The following is a 16,517-nucleotide window of genomic DNA, read 5'->3' on the forward strand; positions in this document are numbered from 1 at the left end:
GCTCGGAAGAGCCAGTGAGACCCGCGGAGCGAACGTTGCCTGGAGAGGGCTATGCCCGCTCCAGGCAACGGATTTCTGTTCTCTAGAAGAAGCCGAGACGCTTCGGCGAGTACGACACGAGAAGGTTTTTGGTCTGCTGGTAGTGCTCCAGCATCATCTTGTGGGTCTCGCGGCCGATGCCCGACTGCTTGTAGCCGCCGAAGGCGGCGTGGGCCGGGTAGGCGTGGTAGCAGTTCGTCCAGACCCGGCCCGCCTGGATCGCGCGTCCCGCGCGGTAGGCCGTGTTGATGTCCCCGGTCCAGACGCCCGCGCCCAGGCCGTACGCCGTGTCGTTCGCGATCCGGACCGCGTCCTCGAAGTCCTGGAAGGAGGTCACGGACACCACCGGGCCGAAGATCTCCTCCTGGAAGATCCGCATCCGGTTGTCGCCCTCGAAGATGGTCGGCTGTACGTAGAAGCCGCCCGCGAGCTCGCCCTCCAGATGCTGCCGCTCGCCGCCCGTGAGGATCTTCGCACCCTCCCGCTGGCCGATCTCCACGTACGACAGGACCTTCTTCAGCTGCTCCTCGGAGGCCTGCGCCCCGATCATCGTGTCCGTGTCCAACGGGTGCCCCGGGACGATCAGTTCCGTGCGGGCCACGGCCGCGTCGAGGAAGTCCGCGTACCGTCCGCGCTCGATGAGCGCGCGCGACGGACTCGTACACACCTCGCCCTGGTTGAGGGCGAACATCGTGAAGCCCTCCAGGGCCTTGTCGCGCAGGTCGTCGTCCGTGCTCCAGATGTCGTCGAAGAAGAGGTTAGGGCTTTTGCCGCCCAGTTCCAGGGTGACCGGCTTCAGGTGCTCGGCCGCGTACTGCATGATCAGCCGGCCGGTGGCGGTCTCCCCGGTGAAGGCGATCTTCGCCACCCGGGGGCTGGACGCGAGCGGTTTGCCCGCCTCCTCCCCGAAGCCGTTGACGATGTTGACCACACCCGGCGGCAGCAGGTCCGCCACCAGGCTCAGCCAGTAGTGGACGGAGGCCGGGGTCTGCTCGGCCGGCTTGAGGACCACGGTGTTGCCCGCCGCCAGCGCCGGGGCCAGCTTCCACACCGCCATCAGGATCGGGAAGTTCCAGGGGATGATCTGCCCGACCACACCCAGCGGTTCGTGGAAGTGGTACGCGACGGTGTCGTCGTCGAGCTGGCTCAGCGCGCCCTCCTGAGCGCGGAGCGCCCCCGCGAAGTACCGGAACTGGTCGATGGCCAGCGGCAGATCGGCCGCCAGCGTCTCCCGGACCGGCTTGCCGTTCTCCCAGGTCTCCGCGACCGCGAGGGCTTCGAGGTTCTGCTCCATCCGGTCCGCGATGCGCAGCAGGACCGACGACCGTTCGGCGACCGGGGTGCGCCCCCACGCGGGGGCCGCCGCGTGCGCCGCGTCCAGCGCCCGCTCCACGTCCTCGGCGGTGCCCCGCGCGACCTCCGTGAAGACCCGGCCGTCGACGGGGGAGGGATTCTCGAAGTACCGGCCGCGGGCGGGCGGGGCGTACGCGCCGCCGATGAAGTGGTCGTAGCGGGGCGCGTACGACATGAGCGCCCCCTCGGTACCGGGGGCAGCGTAACGGGCCATGGAGTCCTCCCCTTGCCGGGCGCCGGCCGCCGTCGGACAGCGCTCGGGTGGAGGCTAGGAGCGGGCAGGTTGCGGATACGTTGCACGCCGCCGCCCGCGGGGGTCCGGGCGCGCGCCGAGTTCACGGTCCAGGGCCCGTACGCGGGCCAGCGCGGCCGGCCTGCGCTCCGGCGGCAGCGCCGCCGCCAGCGCCCGCCACGCCTCCGGATCGTCCGCGCCCCACGGGCCGCACACCCAGTCGGTCAGCAGCCCGGCATCGGCCCGCGCGATCACGGCCGCCCGCGCCTGGTCCTCGATCCGGCGGCGCAACCGGACGATGCCGGGGGCGGTGGAGGCCGGCAGCAGCGGTCCGGGGTAGCGGTGGAGGGCGGCGGACACGGCCCCGGCGGCCAACTGCCGGGTCAGGGCCGTGAAGTCCGCGTCCAGCGGAGCGGCGGTGCGGTAGGGGCGCGAGAGCGGCGCCGACGGTCCCAGCAGGGCGCGCAGCCGGGAGATCTCGGCGCGCAGGGTCACCGGTGACACCGACTCGTCCTCGTACAGGGCGATCGCCAGCTCCTCGCCCGAAAGCCCCTCGGGATGGTGCGCGAGCAGCGCCATGATCTCGCTGTGCCGACGTCCCAGCCGGACGGTGCGACCGGCGGTGACCAGCAGCGCCTCGTCCTGCCCGAGCGCGGCGAGGGTGTCCCCGGCGGTCGCCGGGTCGGGCGCGAGCAGCGTCAGCCGGTCCTCCGCCGCCCGCGCCACCGCCTGTACGAAGGCGAGGGAGTGCGGGTGGGCGAGGCCGTCGCCGCCGGTGATGTCCACCGCACCCAGCACCCGGCCGGTCCGCGGATCCCGCACCGGAGCCGCCGCGCAGGTCCACGGGTGGACCCGGCGGCTGAAGTGCTCGGCCCCGAAGACCTGCACCGGTTCGCCCGTCGCGACCGCCGTCCCGGGGGCGTTGGTCCCCATCGCCGTCTCCGCCCAGCGCGCACCCGGGACGAAGCCGAGGCCCTCGGCCCGCCGCAGGGTGCCCGGCTCGCCCTCCACCCACAGCAGGCTGCCCCGCACGTCGCACACCGCCAGCAGATGCGCCCCGTGCGCGGCGAACGCCCCGACGAGATCCCGGAACAGCGGCATCACCCGGGCCAGCGGATGCTCCTCGCGGTACGCGCGCAGCTCCGCGTCCCCGAGCTCCACCCGGGGCGCGCACTCCGGGCTCACCCGGGCCCGCGCGCACCGCCGCCAGGACCGCGCGATCACCGCCCGGACCGGGCCCTCGACCCGCCCGTCGCGGGTGAAAGCCGCATGGGCCCGCCGTAGTTCGCGCGTGAGCGCGGCCGGATCGGCCCCGCCCGGCAGCGCCACCGACGGATCGCCCATGTCACCCTCCCGTGGTGCCGCGGTACCGGAGCGCCCCCATCGTCGTACCGGCACCGGGTCCCGGCAAGCGGTACGTCGGCCAGGCGCCGGCGATACGTCGGCCAGCGCCGCGCGTACGCCAGCGCGCCCGCGCGTACGTCGGCCAGGCCGCCGGCGGGTACGTCGGCCAGGGCGCCCGCGCGTACGTCCGCCCGGGCAGCGGCCGTACGCCGAACCCGCGCGGCCGGACCCTCACCGGGCGGGATCGGCCTCCAGCGCCGAGCCCGGATCCGGGGCCGAGGGGCCCGACGGGATCCACCGTCCGGCCTCGCGGTGGTACGGCCACCAGCGTCCCTCCCGGCCCAGCCGCAGCTGGCGGTCGGTGCCCGCCTCCGTCCAGCGGGCGCGGACCCGGCGGAGCACCGGCGCCTCCCCGTCCGCCCACGCCGCGACCAGGGCCGCACGGGCGCGGGCCAGTGTGCTCCGGTCCGGCGTCCAGTCGTCCTCCAGCGCCGCGAGGCCCGGGGCCGCGCCGAAGCCCCAGGCGCGTACGGCCAGTTCCATGTCGGCGCGGCTGCGCCCGGTAGCCGCCGCCAGCCGGGACCTGACCCGGAAGTCACCGGCCTCGGCCGTGAGTCGTACGGCGTCCTCGGAGAGCGTGAGCGGGGCCGCCGGGGCGCGATCGGCGTGGCTCGGAGCCAATGCTTCCGCGAGCCGCCGATGGGCTTCGGTCGCGGCCGCCTGCGCCAGGAACTCCACCGCGTCCACATCGAGGTCCGGTTCCGGTTCGGTCTCCGTGTCCAGCGTCGGCGGCTGGCCCGGCGCCTGCGGCAGCCCCGGGAGCGGCGGCAGCGCGGGCCGGGCACGCCCGGCGGCGAAGACCACCGCCGCCGGGATGCCCTCGTCGACGGGCTCCCGCGGAGCCTGCGCCCCCGCCGTGCTCCGCTCCTCCAGCTCCTCCACCAGCTCCCGCTCGCCGCGCCCCCGCAGCAGGAGCAGAACGAAGGGGTCCTGGTCCAGCAGCCGGGCCACCTGGTAGCAGAGCGCGGCCGTGTGCGGGCAGTGGTCCCACTCGCCGCAGTCGCAGCGCGGATCGAGGTCCCCGATGCCCGGCAGCAGCTCCACCCCGGCGGCCGCCGCGTCCTCGGCCAGCTCCGGCGGCACCTCCCGGTCCAGGAGCGCCGCGATGTACCCCGCCTCGGCGGCCGCCAGACCCAGCAGGCGGTCCCAGTGCGCCTCCGTGAACTCCTGCACCAGCACGTCCGTCCGGTGCGCCGTCCCGTCCAGGTCGCGCACCACCGCCGTGAGCCCGCCGGGGCGCACCGAGACCGCACCGACCGCGCCCGAGCGCGCGTACCGGCGGCCCTGCTTGACCTGCGCCCCGTCGAGCGCGCTGTCCTCCAGGGCGCGCAGCCAGGCGTGGCCCCACCAGGTGCGGGCGAAAGCGCGGCCGGGGGCCGGCGGCAGGGCGGGGAAGGTCTTCTCGTACGGGTCTCGGTCCCGGTCCCGGGTGCTCATCGCTCACTCCCCGCGTGCGTCGGGCGCAATGCCACGAGCTCGGCCAGTTCGGCATCGGTCAGTTCGGTCAACGCGCTCTCGCCGCCCGCGAGGACGGAGTCGGCGAGGGCCCGCTTGCGTGCCAGGAGCTGTGCGATGCGGTCCTCGACGGTGCCCTCGGCGATGATCCGGTGGACCTGTACGGGCTGGGTCTGGCCGATGCGGTAGGCGCGGTCGGTGGCCTGTTCCTCGACGGCCGGGTTCCACCAGCGGTCGAAGTGGATGACGTGCCCGGCCCGGGTGAGGTTCAGGCCGGTGCCCGCCGCCTTCAGCGACAGCAGGAAGACCGGGACCTCGCCCGCCTGGAACCGGTCGACCAGCTCCTCGCGGCGCGGCACCGGCGTCCCGCCGTGCAGCAGCTGCGAAGCGATCCCGCGCCCGGCGAGGTGCTTCTCCAGGATCCTGGCCATCGCCACGTACTGGGTGAAGACGAGGGCCGAACCGCCCTCCGCCACGATCGTGTCGAGGAGTTCGTCGAGCAGCTCCAGCTTCCCGGAGCGGGCGGAGCCGGTGTCGGCGGCGGCGCCCGTGCCGCTTGCGGACTCCTTGGCGCCGCGATCCGCCGGGGCGTGTTCGCGCAGGTAGTGGGCCGGGTGGTTGCAGATCTGCTTGAGGGAGGTCAGCAGCTTGACCACCAGACCGCGCCGCTCCATCCCGTCCGCCTCCGAGATGGCGGCGAGTGTCTCGCGTACGACGGCCTCGTAGAGGGAGGTCTGTTCGCGGCTGAGGGCGACGGTGTGGTCGGTCTCGGTCTTGGGCGGCAGCTCGGGCGCGATGCCCGGGTCGGACTTCTTGCGGCGCAGCAGGAACGGCCGGACGAGCGCGGACAGCCGGGCGGCCGCCTGCGGGTCACGGCCGCTCTCGACGGGGTCGGCGAAGCGGGAGCGGAAGGTGCCGAGGCGGCCCAGGATCCCGGGCGTGGTCCAGTCGAGGACGGCCCACAGCTCGGAGAGGTCGTTCTCGACGGGCGTGCCGGTGAGGGCCACGCGGGCCGTGGCCGGGATGGTGCGCAGGGCCCGCGCGGTGGAGGAACGCGGGTTCTTCACGTGCTGGGCCTCGTCGGCGACGACCAAGCCCCAGCGGGTGGCGGCGAGTTCGGGCGCGTCCAGGCGCATGGTGCCGTAGGTGGTGAGGACGAAGCCTCCGGTCGTGCCGGCGAGGCTGCGGCCCGGACCGTGGAAGCGGCGTACGGGTGTGCCCGGCGCGAACTTCTCGATCTCCCGCTGCCAGTTGCCCAGCAGCGAGGCCGGGCACACCACCAGGGTGGGCCCGGCGGTGTCCGGGCCGGTGCCGGTGCCGGTGTCCGGGCCGGTGCCGGCGCCGGTGTCGGCATCGGGGGCGGTGCCCGGGTCCTCCGGGCGGTTGCGGTGCAGGTGGAGCGCGATGAGGGTGACGGTCTTGCCGAGGCCCATGTCGTCGGCGAGGCAGGCGCCCAGGCCGAGCGAGGTCATCCGGGCCAGCCAGCGCAGGCCGCGCAGCTGGTAGTCGCGCAGGGTGGCGCGCAGTTCCGGCGGCGCACCGAGGGCGTCGGCCTCCTCCTGCGGGTCGGCGGCCAGGCGGGCCCGCAGTCCCTCCAGCGGACCGGTTGCCTCTACGGCGACCCGCCTGCCGTCGACCTCGGCCGACCCGGTGAGTACGGCGGCCAGCGCGTCCGCGGCCGCGATCCTGCGGTCCTGGCGGGCGCGGGCCCGGCGGGCCTCGGCCGGGTCGATCAGGACCCACCGGTCGCGCAGCCGGACCAGGGGGCGCTTCGCCTCGGCGAGCCGGTCGAGCTCGGCACGGGTCAGATCGCCCTGGTCTCCGAGGGCGTGGCGCCAGCTGAAGGAGAGCAGGGAGCCGGGGGACAGCAGCCCGGAGGGCCGGGTGCTCGCGGCGGTGTCGTCGGGGGAGCCGAGGACGGCGCGGGCGCTCAGGTCGCGCAGCAGCCCGCGCGGCCAGTGCACCTGGACCCCGTCGGCTGCCAGGGCGGCGGCGGCTTCGCCGAGCAGCTCCGTGACCTCCTCGTCGGCGAGTTCGACGGAGTCCGGGACGGCTGCACCGAGCAGCGGGGCGAGCGGGGGCCACAGCCGGGCGGCGCGGCGCAGCGCGCGGAGGGCGTCCATCCGGGCGCCGGGCGGGAAGGCGGCAGCGGCGGCCGAGGATCCGGCCCACACCTCGGCGGCATCGGCGACGAGGGCGGCGTCGGCCGGGCTGTGCAACTGGAGGACGGCGCGGAAGACGGGAGCGGCCTCGTGGTCGGCCCCGGGCTCGGTCCCGGGCCCGGAGTCGGCGTCGGGTCCCGCCCCGGGCCCGGCCTCGGGATCCCGGTCGAGCTCGATCCGTACGGAGATCCGTACGCCGGCGTCGTGGCCGGCGGCCACCTCGGCGGCCCAGCCGCGCAGCTCGGGGTGGCGGCGCGGGGGGCGGGCGGCGTAGGCCGGCCCACCGGCGGCCGCGGGAGCGGCGGGGGAACGCGGGAGGGTGTCGGCGACGGCGTCGAGGAAGGCCCGCAGCAGCGGCTCCGGCGCGGGCAGCCGGGGCGGCCCGTCGGCGGTCAGCGGCACGCAGTGGGCGGTGGGTGGCATCGCGGCGGCCAGTTCCCGGACCTCGGCGAGGTCGGAGGCATCCAGCGGGCCGATCCGCCAGGTGTCGTGCCCGGTGGGACTCAGCCCGGGCAGCAACTGCCCGCGCGCGGCGAAGCGCAGGGCGAGCAGCGCGGCAGCGCCCCAGAACGCAGTGGCGCTGCTACCGGCGGCCTCGCCGTCGGCACTGGTTCCGGTCGCCCCGGCCCCAGCCGCTGCCCCGGCCCCAGCCGCGGCCTCGGCTCCGGCAGAGGCCCCGGCCCCAGCCGCTGCCCCGGCGCCGGCTGAGGCCCGTGCCCCGGCCGCGGTGGAGCGGGCGCGGGTGAGCAGGGGCAGGGCCTCGTCCACGGAGAGCACGAGCGCGACCACGGTGGCCCGGCTCAGGTCGGGGGTGATGACCGTGAGCTCGTCGCAACGGCCTGTGTCGGCACGGGGCGCCGCGCCGTCGGCCCGCCACAGGGCGATTCGGCCGTTGCGGGCCGGGTCGGCGGGAAGGAAGACGGCACAGTGGTGGATGAGGCCGGAGATCTCGGGGAGCACGCATTCCTCAAACTTGACTACCGGGTACGGGGCGGCCGAGAGTACCCCACCGGGAGCGCCCGGCGACGGGGGCGCGGCCGTGACCCGGGTCACTTCCGAGGGCGATCGGGCGCCGGGGAACGCGCGGTCGCGGCGGCGCGTTGAGGGGGTAGTGGTCGACGGCAGGAGGAGGTGTCCGCAGATGTCCACGAGCGGAAAAGTCGCGGTTGCCGGAGTCGTGGCAGCCATCGTGTTGTTCTGGGCGGTGGGGTTCTGGGCCGGGCTGCTGGTCCTGATCGGCGTGCCGGTCGCCGCCTACCTCCTGCTGGACTCCTCCCAGCGGCGTCGCCTGCGGGGTCTGTCCAGGAAGCAGATCGGCCGCTGACCGCGGCCGAGGCGTAGGTCCTGTCCGGGCTCCGGCGTCACTGCGGAGCCCGGCAGGCGCGGCCGCGGGGCTTGGGTACCGGGCGCTGCCGCCGGGAGGCGGTGGCGCCGCAGGGGGTGTGGCCCGCCCGGGCGGCCGGGTCAGGCGGCGCCGCTCACGACGGCCGGGGCGAGTTCCTCGGCGTAGTCCGGTTCGAGCAGCATCTGGGACGCGTGGTCCACGAGGTGCCGCAGCACCGGCAAGTAGGTCTCGTCGCCGCCCAGTTCGTCCAGGATGCGGTACCCCTCGGCGCGGAACGCGTCGATCTCGGCCCGGTACCGGTCGAGGGCGGTGGGCGTCCGCAGCAGGCCCGCAAGCTCCGACCTGGCGTGATGCGAGCGGCCGGCAGCGGCGCACAGGCTCAGGAGGTGCTCCCGCGCACCGGGCGGAGCGTCCTCGATCACCGAGGCGAGAAGATAGGTGACGGTGCCGTTGAGCAGGTCCTCGTCCCGGCCGGACAGAATGTCTTCCTGGTCGTTGAAGATCTGCCACAGGATGCCGAAGACGAAGCCGAATTCACGCCACAGCTCCACCTTTTCGGCCGACGTGCCCGAGAATATCGCGGCCATTGCGGTGATCATTCCGAAAGGTGCGCCGGACTTGCCGCGATAGGTCTCGATCACCGATTTCCGTGAGGCGCTGCGGACGTCCCCGCGCATGTCGTCGATCTGGCCGTCGACGCCGATGATCCAGCCGTTGAGGATCTCGGCAATGAGCGCGCTGCGCGCCGGCGACGGGAGATCCTGCTCCAGGAGGATCTGAATGGGGAGCGCGTTTCCCGTGATGACGGACGCGAGCAGCGCTTCGTTCTCCGTGAGCTCACCGGAGATCGAGGCGCCGTTGGCGTCCGCCAGGTCGTCGAGGTAGCAGGCCGAGGTCCACCACAGCAGGTGGACGGCGGAAAGCGGAATGGCCGGCCTTGGATTTCCGGTCTCTATGGCGTGGGCGAGCAGCGGCAGTACGGAGAGGGGATGTCTCAGTTTGCGGTGGTCCAAGAGCTTGGCCACAGAGTTCCTGGTCGTGCCCGCCATCGGGCCGAGCCGCTCCAGCGCGGTTTCGATCTCCGCGTCGATGTCCTGCGCAACTTCCCGGTGCAGGTCCAGGTAGGACATGGAATTCAAGAATGGCCTCCGTCGTGGAATGGGCCGCCGGGGCGAGGTGCGCACCTTTGAGCCGCGTGACTGGCCGATTCGATCATTCCGGAGGAAGGGGATCCAGAGCGATTTCCGGCCCAATTGGCCGGTTCTTTTCGAACGTGGGGGTCAGAACTGCACGGCGCCCGGAGGCCGGGCGCCGCCGGACCGATCAGTAGTAGTCGCGCATCAGCGCCGTCGCCCACTGCGGCTGCCGCCGTTCGCCCCGAGGCCCGAACTCGTCCATGTACGGCTTCAGATCGAGCACCGGGGTGCCGTCGACGGCGTCGAGTCCCTCCACGTGCACGTCCAGGCCGTCCACCTTCACCACCCGGCAGCGCGAGACCCCCAGCCGGTTGGGCCGGTTCTTGCCGCGCTGGGCGAAGATGCCGACCAGCGGCCGGTCCGGGTTGCCGCGAGGGCGCCGCGCGCCCGTCTCGATCTTCTCCACCGGCACCCGGTCGAAGTGGTAGACGACCTCGACGTGCGAGAAGTCCTCCAGCCCGTACAGCGCCTCCGGGCCGAACCGGTGGTCGTCGAGCCGGATCACCGCCGTCTCCCGCCCCCAGTCGTCATCGGCCACCTCGGCGCGGCCTCCCACGACCACGCCCACCGGCTCGCACTCCACCACTGCGTCCCCCTTCGTCGCGCCGCCCCGCGCTCACGACGGACGGACCGCGATGCGGTCCAGTTCCGCCAGCAGGTGCGGCAGGTCCGGATCCCCCTCGTGAGGGACCGTGAGCACCTCGCCCGGTTCCTCGTCCAGCAGCACGAAGGCCGCCTCGCCGGTACGGGCCACCAGCGACCAGCCCGGCCCGTCCACCCGCAGCGTCCGGGCCCCCTCGCCGGCGAACGAGGACCGTACCCGGCCCGGCGGCGGCGGGGTCTTCGTATACCCCACGGCCTCCTCCAGGGCCCGCGCCAGCCCGGGGTGCGCGGCGGCCGCCGCTCCGCCGTCCACGGCCACGCGCTCGCGCCAGTCGGCCCACTCCCGTGCGATCTGGTCCGCGCCCATCCGCCGCTGCACCGGGCCCCACGCCTCCGCCGAGGGCGGCGTGAGCGGGACACGCCCCGTACCGTCCGCGCCCTGCTCCGGATCGTGCGGCTCGGGGATGCCCGACGCGGCGACCGACAGCTCCAGCGGCCAGCCCGCCAGCGACACCACGATGCTCCGCTCGTCGGGGGACAGGTCGTACTCCATGCCGCAGTCCCACGAGGCGATGGCCGCGGCGACGAGCGAGACGTCGTTCACGACGACCGTCCAGCGCGCGCCCTCCTCGTCCTGGCCGAGCACCAACCCGTACCCGTCCCTGTTCGGCGCCACGCCCAGCAGGGAGCAGGCACCCGGGAAGTCGTCGCCCAGGATGCTGGGGAACTGCGCCGGGGTCAGCAGCACAGCGGTCAGCACGTACAGCGAGCCGCCACCCTCGTCGTCGGACACCTGGCCTCCTGGTAGCTCTCTCGTCGGCGCACCTTAACCAGCGGGTAACCCGCACGTCGAGAGCTTGCGGGCGACGATTTCCAAGGCTGCTACCTGCACGTAGAGTTGGGAACCCGCCACAGAAAGGGACACCCGGTGCAGCGTTACGACCGGCTGAGGGAGATCCTCCGTCTCGACCCCGACAAGGATTTCCTCGCCATCTACCGGCTCACCGCCACCTACGAGTTCCCCTGGGACTTCACCCGGGCCCTGGAACTCGCCCTGTTCCGGACCTATGCCGTCCCGAGCATCGGTGGCCTGCTGGCCGAGACGGCCGAGTTCACGGACCGGGCCCAGAAGCGCTACGACGACACGGCGCTGCTCCTGGACGCGGTCGTCGAGCACGGCTTCGAGAACGACACCGCACGCACCGCGATCCGCCGTGTCAACCAGATGCACCGCAGCTACGACATCTCGAACGAGGACATGCGCTACGTCCTGTGCACGTTCGTGGTGATTCCGGCACGCTGGCTGGACGCCTACGGCTGGCGTCCGCTGACCCACCACGAGCGCCGGGCCTGCGCGAACTACTACGCCACCCTCGGCCGCCACTTGGGCATCACGGACATTCCGGACTCCTACGAGGAGTTCGAATCCACCTTGGACGCCTACGAGGAGGCCCATTTCGGCTGGGACGAGGGCGGGCGCAGGGTCGCCGACTCCACCCTCGACCTCATGGCCTCCTGGTACCCGGCGCCCGTCGCCCCCGCCGTGCGGCGCGCGAGCCTCGCCCTCCTCGACGAGCCGCTGCTGAGCACCTTCCGGTACGAGCCCCCGCGCCCGCCGCTCCGGCGGCTGGTCCGGGGCGCCCTGTGGCTGCGCGGTCGCGCGGTACGACTCCTGCCGCCGCGCCGGGACCCGCACTACGCCCGGCAGAACCCGGAGATCAAGGGCTACCCCCACGGCTACGACGTGGGCGAGCTCGGCACGTTCCCGGTGCCCGGCTCGGGCGGCTGCCCCGTTCCGCATCCACGCCGGCCCGCCGGAGCCGAGGCCCAGCCTCCGGCCTGATCCCGGGCACCTCCGCGGACCCCGGGCGCGGGGCCGACGTACAGGCGCATGTCACGGATGCGGATGACGGGGACGGACGGCGAGCACCAGGAAGCGGTCGTCCTCGTCGGCGTACGAGGTCATCTGCCAGCCCGAACCGGACAGCAGCGGCCCGAGGTTGTGCTCGGCCCGCATGTCGTCCGCGGTCAGCTCGCGACCGTGGCGGGCGGCGAGGGCCGCTCGCCCGATCGGGTGAAACAGGGCGAGCCGGCCGCCGGGGCGGACCACCCGGGCGAGCTCGCGCAGGTTTGCCGCCGGGTCGGGCAGGTGGGCGATGAGCCCGGCGGCGAACACCGCGTCGAGCACGTGGTCGCGCAGCGGCAGCCGGGCCACATCGGCGAGCAGCAGGGAGCCCTCGGCGTCCCGCCCGGCCCGCCGGGCGGCGGCCAGCATCTGCGGGGTGACGTCCGCGCCGAGCACGATCCCGGTGGGCCCTACCGCGGCCCGCAGAGCGGTGATGGCCCGCCCGGTGCCGCAGCCCGCGTCGAGCACGCGGTCCCCGGGGCGGAGTCCGCATTCGGTCACGGCGGTGGTGAAGGCCGGCCCGTCCCCCGGGAACTTGCGGTCCCAGTCGGCAGCGCGCGCCCCGAAGAACTCCTGCACGTGTGTGTGGTCGTCGCTCATGCGCCCATGATCCCCCAAGGGCGCGCGAGCGCGGCTCTGCGGGCCGTGCGCAAGCTGGCACGTGGTGTGATCGGAGATGAACGTAGCTCTGTCATATTCCAGCAGTTCCAGCGGCTTTCGAAATGCGCCCCCTGTTCGCGCCCTCACCCGGACTAGCGTCCCGTGGCCATGGGACACCTGGGACATCTGGACCACGCCGCCTATGGGTGGCTGACACCCGCGCTGTCATACGTGATGGCATCGATCGGCGCCGCCCTCGGGCTGCGCTGCACCGTCCGCGCCCTCGCCGCGACCGGAGCCTCCCGCCGCAACTGGCTCCTCACCGCGGCCTCCGCCATCGGCACCGGCATCTGGACCATGCACTTCGTCGCGATGCTCGGCTTCGAGGTCACGGGCACCGAGATCCACTACAACGTGCCGCTCACGATCCTCAGCCTGCTCGTCGCCGTGCTGGTCGTCGGCGCCGGAGTCTTCGCCGTCGGCTACGGCAAGGACCGCAGGCGGTCCCTCGTACTCGGCGGCCTCACCACCGGGCTCGGCGTCGCCAGCATGCACTACCTGGGCATGGCGGCCCTGCGCCTGCACGGCGAGATCTCCTACGACCCGCTCGCCGTCGGACTCTCCGTGGCCATCGCCGTGATCGCGGCGACCGCCGCCCTGTGGGCCGCGCTCAACATCAAGTCGCCGGTGGCGGTCGCCGTGGCCTCGCTCGTCATGGGCGCCGCCGTGAGCAGCATGCACTACACGGGGATGATGGCCGTCGCCGTCAGCGTCAGCCCGGCGGACACGGCCCTGCCCGGCGCCACGGCCATGCAGTTCATCTTCCCGCTCGCCGTCGGGCTCGGCTCCTACCTCTTCATCACCGCCGCCTTCGTCGCGCTCTCCCCGACGGTGGGCGAGCGCGACGCCTCCGCCTCGGTCCGCCACCTGGGGGAGCCCACCGTGACCGCCCACTGAGCGGGCCGATCGGCGCCGCCCCGGCCCCGCCCGCGCCCGGCCCCGCCCGCGCTCCGGCCCCGCCCGCGCCCCGGCCCCGTAGGACCGCCCGCGCCCCGTAGGACCGGCCCCCCACCTCACCGCCGTACCGCACCCGTAAGCACCGCCCCGGAACGAGGAGCCCATGCGAACACCCCGCAGAAAACCGGAAGCAGCGGCGCCGCGGCTGCCCGCGCCCCCGGCACGCGGCCGCCGGGCCCACGCCGGGCCGCCGGCCGAGGAACCGGCGGAACTCCGGTCCCACCAGCCCCAGCCGGCCGCCGCGCGCACGAGCGGACCCCGGCTGAGGCTGCGCCCCGCCACCGTCCGCGCCAAGATCGTCTCGCTGCTGATGGTCCCGGTCGTCTCGCTCCTCGCCCTCTGGGCCTTCGCCACCGTCAACACCGCCCAGGACATGGCCCGGCTCAGCCGCATCCACCAGGTCGACGCCGAGATACGCACGCCCGTCGCCGCCGCGGTCACCGAGTTGCAGGCCGAACGGCGCGCCGCCGTCCGCCTGCTGGCCGACCCGGCCGCCGCCGACCCGGGCGCCCTGGACCAGCAGGCCCGGCGCACCGACGCCGCCGTCCAGCGGCTGCGGCTCGGCGACCGCCACACCGTCGCCGACTCCGGCGACTACCGCTCCGACATCGTGGTCCGGCTGGAGGAGTTCGTCGCCGCGGCCGAAGGCCTCGGATCCGCCCGCAAGGACATCACCGACCGCCGTGCCACCCCCGAGGCCGCCCACGCGATCTACACCCGCGTGGTCGACTCCGCCTTCGCCGTCGGCGGCGCCCTGACCGGCGGGGAGGCCGCCGAACTCGGCCCCGACGCCCGCGTCCTGCTCGAATTCGCCCGCGCCGCGGAACTGCTGTCCCGGGAGGACGCGCTGCTCGCCGCCCCGGGCCCGCGCACCGCCGAAACGCTTCGGCAGCTGACCGGCGCCATCGAGTCCCGCCGCGCGCTCACCGACGCCTCGGCCCGCGACCTCCCTGCCGCCCAGCAGGCCGCCTGGGAATCCGCCGCCAAGAGCGCCGCGTACGCTGACCTCACCGGCGCCGAGGACCGGGCGCTGGCCCTGGGCACCTCCAAGGACAGCCGCGGGGCGCCCACCGGATGGGAGGGCGCCCACAACGCCATCGCCTCCTCGATGCGCGAGATCCAGCAGAGCGCGCAGGCCGCGGCCGCCGACCGGGCCGACCCGCTCGCCGACGGGGCGCTCACCCCGGCGGGAGCCGCCGTACTGCTCGGCCTGGCGGCCGTCGCGGCCTCCCTCGTCATCTCGGTCCGGATCGGCCGGGCCCTGGTCGTCGAACTCGTCTCGCTGCGCAACACCGCCCTGGAGATCGCCCACCGCAAACTGCCGCAGGCGATGGAACGGCTGCGAGCCGGCCAGGAGATCGACGTCGCCGCCGAGACCCCGCCCGGGCCGCCGGCCGAGGACGAGATCACCCAGGTCGGCGAGGCGCTCGGCACCGTCCACCGGGCCGCGCTCAGCGCCGCCGTCGAGCGCGCGGAACTCGCCAGCGGGATCTCCGGCGTCTTCGTCAACCTCGCCCGCCGCAGCCAGGTCCTCGTGCACAAGCAGCTCACCCTGCTCGACTCGATGGAACGGCGCGCCGACGACCCGAACGAGCTCGGCGACCTCTTCCGGCTCGACCACCTGACCACGCGGATGCGCCGGCACGCGGAAAGCCTGATCATCCTGTCGGGTGCCAGTCCCGGCCGGGCCTGGCGGATGCCGGTCCCCCTCACGAACGTCGTGCGGGCCGCGGTCTCCGAGATCGAGGACTACCCGCGGATCGAGGTCCGCCAGCTCGCCGAGGCCGCCGTGGTCGGGGGCGCCGTCGCCGACCTCACCCACCTGCTCGCCGAACTCATCGAGAACGCCGCCCAGTTCTCCCCGCCGCACACCAAGGTCCGCGTCAGCGGCGAACCCGTCGGGACCGGCTACGTCCTGGAGGTCGAGGACCGCGGACTCGGCATGGGCCGCGAATCCCTGAACGACGCCAACCGGCGCATCGAGCAGTCGGAGTCCCTCGACCTGTTCGACAGCGACCGGCTCGGGCTCTTCGTGGTCAGCCGCCTCTCGGCCCGCCACGGAGTGAAGGTGCACCTGCGCACCTCGCCCTACGGGGGCACCACCGCGGTGGTGCTCCTGCCGAACTCCATGCTCCAGGGCGCGATCACGGCCGGAGCCGCCCCGGGGCGCTCCGCCCGCACCGCCCCGGGGTCCGCCCCCGGCGCCGCCTCCGCCACGGCTCCCGGACCCGAGGCGGCGGCCGTGCCGCAGACCGCCGCTGCGGACCCGTCCGCAGCGGCGAAGGACGCGCCGCAGGCGGCTCCGAAGACAGCTCCGAAGGTGGTCGTCATGGCCGAACAGCCACCCGCCATGACCGTCGTGCGGGAGGACGCGCGCGCCTCCGTACCGGCCGCGGCCCAGACCCCGGACCCGGCCCCCGTACGGGAGGAGCCGCGCCCGGCCCCGGTGGCCTCGCTGCGGCCGCGCGCCCCCGGTGGCGCGGCCGGCCGTCCCCCGGCCGCGACGCCCTCGGCCTCGGCGTCGGCGTCGGTGACGGAACTGCCGCGCCGGGTGCGTCAGGCCAGCCTCGTCCCCCAGCTCCGGGAGGCGCCCGCCGCCAAGGAACCGGCCGGCTCCCTCCTTCCCGAGGAGCCGCCGGGCCGCAGCCCGGAGCAGGCCCGGGACCGGATGGCGGCCTACCGGGCCGGCTGGGTCCGCGGCGAGCAGGAGAACTCCCCCCACGCAGGCAGCGAAGGAGAAGTGTGATGATCGAACACCAGAGAATCGGCCTCGACGGGGGCCGCAGGTCCGGCGAACTGGACTGGCTGCTCGACGACCTGGTGCACCGGGTCCGCGAGGTCCGGCACGCCGTGGTCCTCTCCAACGACGGCCTGGCGGTGGGCGCCTCCAGCGCACTCAGCCGGGAGGACGCCGAGCACCTGGCGGCGGTGGCCTCGGGCTTCCACAGCCTGGCCAAGGGCGCGGGCCGGCACTTCCACGCCGGGGGCGTGCGCCAGACGATGGTCGAGATGGACGAGGGCTTCCTCTTCGTCGCGGCCGCCGGCGACGGCTCCTGCCTGGCGGTGCTCAGCGCCGCCAGCGCCGACATCGGCCTGATCGCCTACGAGATGGCCCGGCTGGTGAAGAGGGTCGGCGAGCACCTCTACACCCCGCCCCGGTTCGCGGCGCGGCCGCCGGCCGCCGGCTGAGCGCGGCGGTCCGGCA

General features: G+C 74.4%; 13 protein-coding genes. 5 read left to right on the top strand and 8 right to left on the bottom strand.

What is annotated here, in order from left to right:
* Positions 1 to 82 precede the first annotated feature (82 nt).
* The 4 genes from exaC to B6R96_RS30985 all read right to left on the bottom strand — a co-directional run bounded on the left by exaC (position 83) and on the right by B6R96_RS30985 (position 7,605).
* On the bottom strand, positions 83 to 1,606 hold the full coding sequence (gene exaC, locus B6R96_RS30970) for an acetaldehyde dehydrogenase ExaC (protein WP_081524273.1): 1,524 nt from the start codon (positions 1,604 to 1,606) through the stop codon (positions 83 to 85).
* Between the two features lie 54 nt (positions 1,607 to 1,660).
* Positions 1,661 to 2,968, bottom strand: coding sequence for a GAF domain-containing protein (locus B6R96_RS30975; RefSeq protein WP_081524274.1), 1,308 nt, complete (start codon positions 2,966 to 2,968; stop codon positions 1,661 to 1,663).
* Between the two features lie 231 nt (positions 2,969 to 3,199).
* Positions 3,200 to 4,465: an SWF or SNF family helicase gene (locus B6R96_RS30980; RefSeq protein WP_081524275.1), complete on the bottom strand. Its 1,266-nt coding sequence runs from the start codon at positions 4,463 to 4,465 to the stop codon at positions 3,200 to 3,202.
* Positions 4,462 to 7,605: a DEAD/DEAH box helicase gene (locus B6R96_RS30985; protein WP_237291562.1), complete on the bottom strand. Its 3,144-nt coding sequence runs from the start codon at positions 7,603 to 7,605 to the stop codon at positions 4,462 to 4,464. Before B6R96_RS30985 ends, B6R96_RS30980 begins: the two co-directional genes overlap by 4 nt.
* Positions 7,606 to 7,786: 181 nt before the next feature.
* Between B6R96_RS30985 and B6R96_RS30990 the strand changes: the two genes are divergently transcribed.
* Entirely contained in the window at positions 7,787 to 7,969 is a 183-nt protein-coding gene (locus B6R96_RS30990; RefSeq protein ID WP_030384185.1) for a hypothetical protein, read from the top strand.
* 140 nt (positions 7,970 to 8,109) lie between these two features.
* On the opposite strand, the gene B6R96_RS30995 is transcribed toward B6R96_RS30990, so the two are convergent.
* The 3 genes from B6R96_RS30995 to B6R96_RS31005 all read right to left on the bottom strand — a co-directional run bounded on the left by B6R96_RS30995 (position 8,110) and on the right by B6R96_RS31005 (position 10,582).
* A complete protein-coding gene (locus B6R96_RS30995) occupies positions 8,110 to 9,120 on the bottom strand; it encodes a polyprenyl synthetase family protein (RefSeq protein WP_081524276.1) in 1,011 nt (336 codons plus the stop codon).
* Positions 9,121 to 9,313: 193 nt separating this feature from the next.
* The gene (locus B6R96_RS31000; protein WP_081525336.1) at positions 9,314 to 9,769 is read right to left on the bottom strand and encodes an SAM-dependent methyltransferase; all 456 of its coding nucleotides are present in this window, start codon (positions 9,767 to 9,769) and stop codon (positions 9,314 to 9,316) included.
* Between the two features lie 33 nt (positions 9,770 to 9,802).
* Positions 9,803 to 10,582, bottom strand: coding sequence for a hypothetical protein (locus B6R96_RS31005; protein ID WP_030384188.1), 780 nt, complete (start codon positions 10,580 to 10,582; stop codon positions 9,803 to 9,805).
* Positions 10,583 to 10,717: 135 nt separating this feature from the next.
* Here B6R96_RS31005 and B6R96_RS31010 point away from each other — a divergent pair, with 135 nt between their 5' ends.
* Positions 10,718 to 11,632 carry an oxygenase MpaB family protein gene (locus B6R96_RS31010; RefSeq protein ID WP_030384189.1) on the top strand — a complete coding sequence of 305 codons (915 nt, stop codon included), beginning with the start codon at positions 10,718 to 10,720 and terminating at the stop codon, positions 11,630 to 11,632.
* Between the two features lie 51 nt (positions 11,633 to 11,683).
* Here the strand turns inward: B6R96_RS31010 and B6R96_RS31015 are convergent, their stop codons facing one another.
* Positions 11,684 to 12,295, bottom strand: a complete 612-nt coding sequence (locus B6R96_RS31015) for a class I SAM-dependent methyltransferase (RefSeq protein ID WP_081524277.1) — start codon at positions 12,293 to 12,295, stop codon at positions 11,684 to 11,686.
* 177 nt (positions 12,296 to 12,472) lie between these two features.
* Here B6R96_RS31015 and B6R96_RS31020 point away from each other — a divergent pair, with 177 nt between their 5' ends.
* The 3 genes from B6R96_RS31020 (at position 12,473) to B6R96_RS31030 (ending at position 16,501) form a co-directional block, all read left to right on the top strand.
* Positions 12,473 to 13,252, top strand: a complete 780-nt coding sequence (locus B6R96_RS31020; protein WP_053176281.1) for an MHYT domain-containing protein — start codon at positions 12,473 to 12,475, stop codon at positions 13,250 to 13,252.
* Between the two features lie 163 nt (positions 13,253 to 13,415).
* Positions 13,416 to 16,058: a sensor histidine kinase gene (locus tag B6R96_RS31025; protein ID WP_081524278.1), complete on the top strand. Its 2,643-nt coding sequence runs from the start codon at positions 13,416 to 13,418 to the stop codon at positions 16,056 to 16,058.
* Positions 16,058 to 16,501, top strand: coding sequence for a roadblock/LC7 domain-containing protein (locus tag B6R96_RS31030; RefSeq protein ID WP_030384193.1), 444 nt, complete (start codon positions 16,058 to 16,060; stop codon positions 16,499 to 16,501). The genes B6R96_RS31025 and B6R96_RS31030 overlap by 1 nt, the downstream gene beginning before the upstream one ends.
* Positions 16,502 to 16,517 lie beyond the last annotated feature (16 nt).

Source organism: Streptomyces sp. Sge12 (assembly GCF_002080455.1).
Classification (GTDB): Bacteria; Actinomycetota; Actinomycetes; order Streptomycetales; family Streptomycetaceae; genus Streptomyces.

What these genes read in the sequence shown, in the direction of transcription:
- exaC (WP_081524273.1), bottom strand. Translation starts at nt 1,606, where the DNA reads ATGGCCCGTTACGCTGCCCCCGGTACCGAGGGGGCGCTCATGTCGTAC.
- B6R96_RS30975 (WP_081524274.1), bottom strand. Translation starts at nt 2,968, where the DNA reads ATGGGCGATCCGTCGGTGGCGCTGCCGGGCGGGGCCGATCCGGCCGCG.
- B6R96_RS30980 (WP_081524275.1), bottom strand. Translation starts at nt 4,465, where the DNA reads ATGAGCACCCGGGACCGGGACCGAGACCCGTACGAGAAGACCTTCCCC.
- B6R96_RS30990 (WP_030384185.1), top strand. Translation starts at nt 7,787, where the DNA reads ATGTCCACGAGCGGAAAAGTCGCGGTTGCCGGAGTCGTGGCAGCCATC.
- B6R96_RS30995 (WP_081524276.1), bottom strand. Translation starts at nt 9,120, where the DNA reads ATGTCCTACCTGGACCTGCACCGGGAAGTTGCGCAGGACATCGACGCG.
- B6R96_RS31015 (WP_081524277.1), bottom strand. Translation starts at nt 12,295, where the DNA reads ATGAGCGACGACCACACACACGTGCAGGAGTTCTTCGGGGCGCGCGCT.
- B6R96_RS31025 (WP_081524278.1), top strand. Translation starts at nt 13,416, where the DNA reads ATGCGAACACCCCGCAGAAAACCGGAAGCAGCGGCGCCGCGGCTGCCC.
- B6R96_RS31030 (WP_030384193.1), top strand. Translation starts at nt 16,058, where the DNA reads ATGATCGAACACCAGAGAATCGGCCTCGACGGGGGCCGCAGGTCCGGC.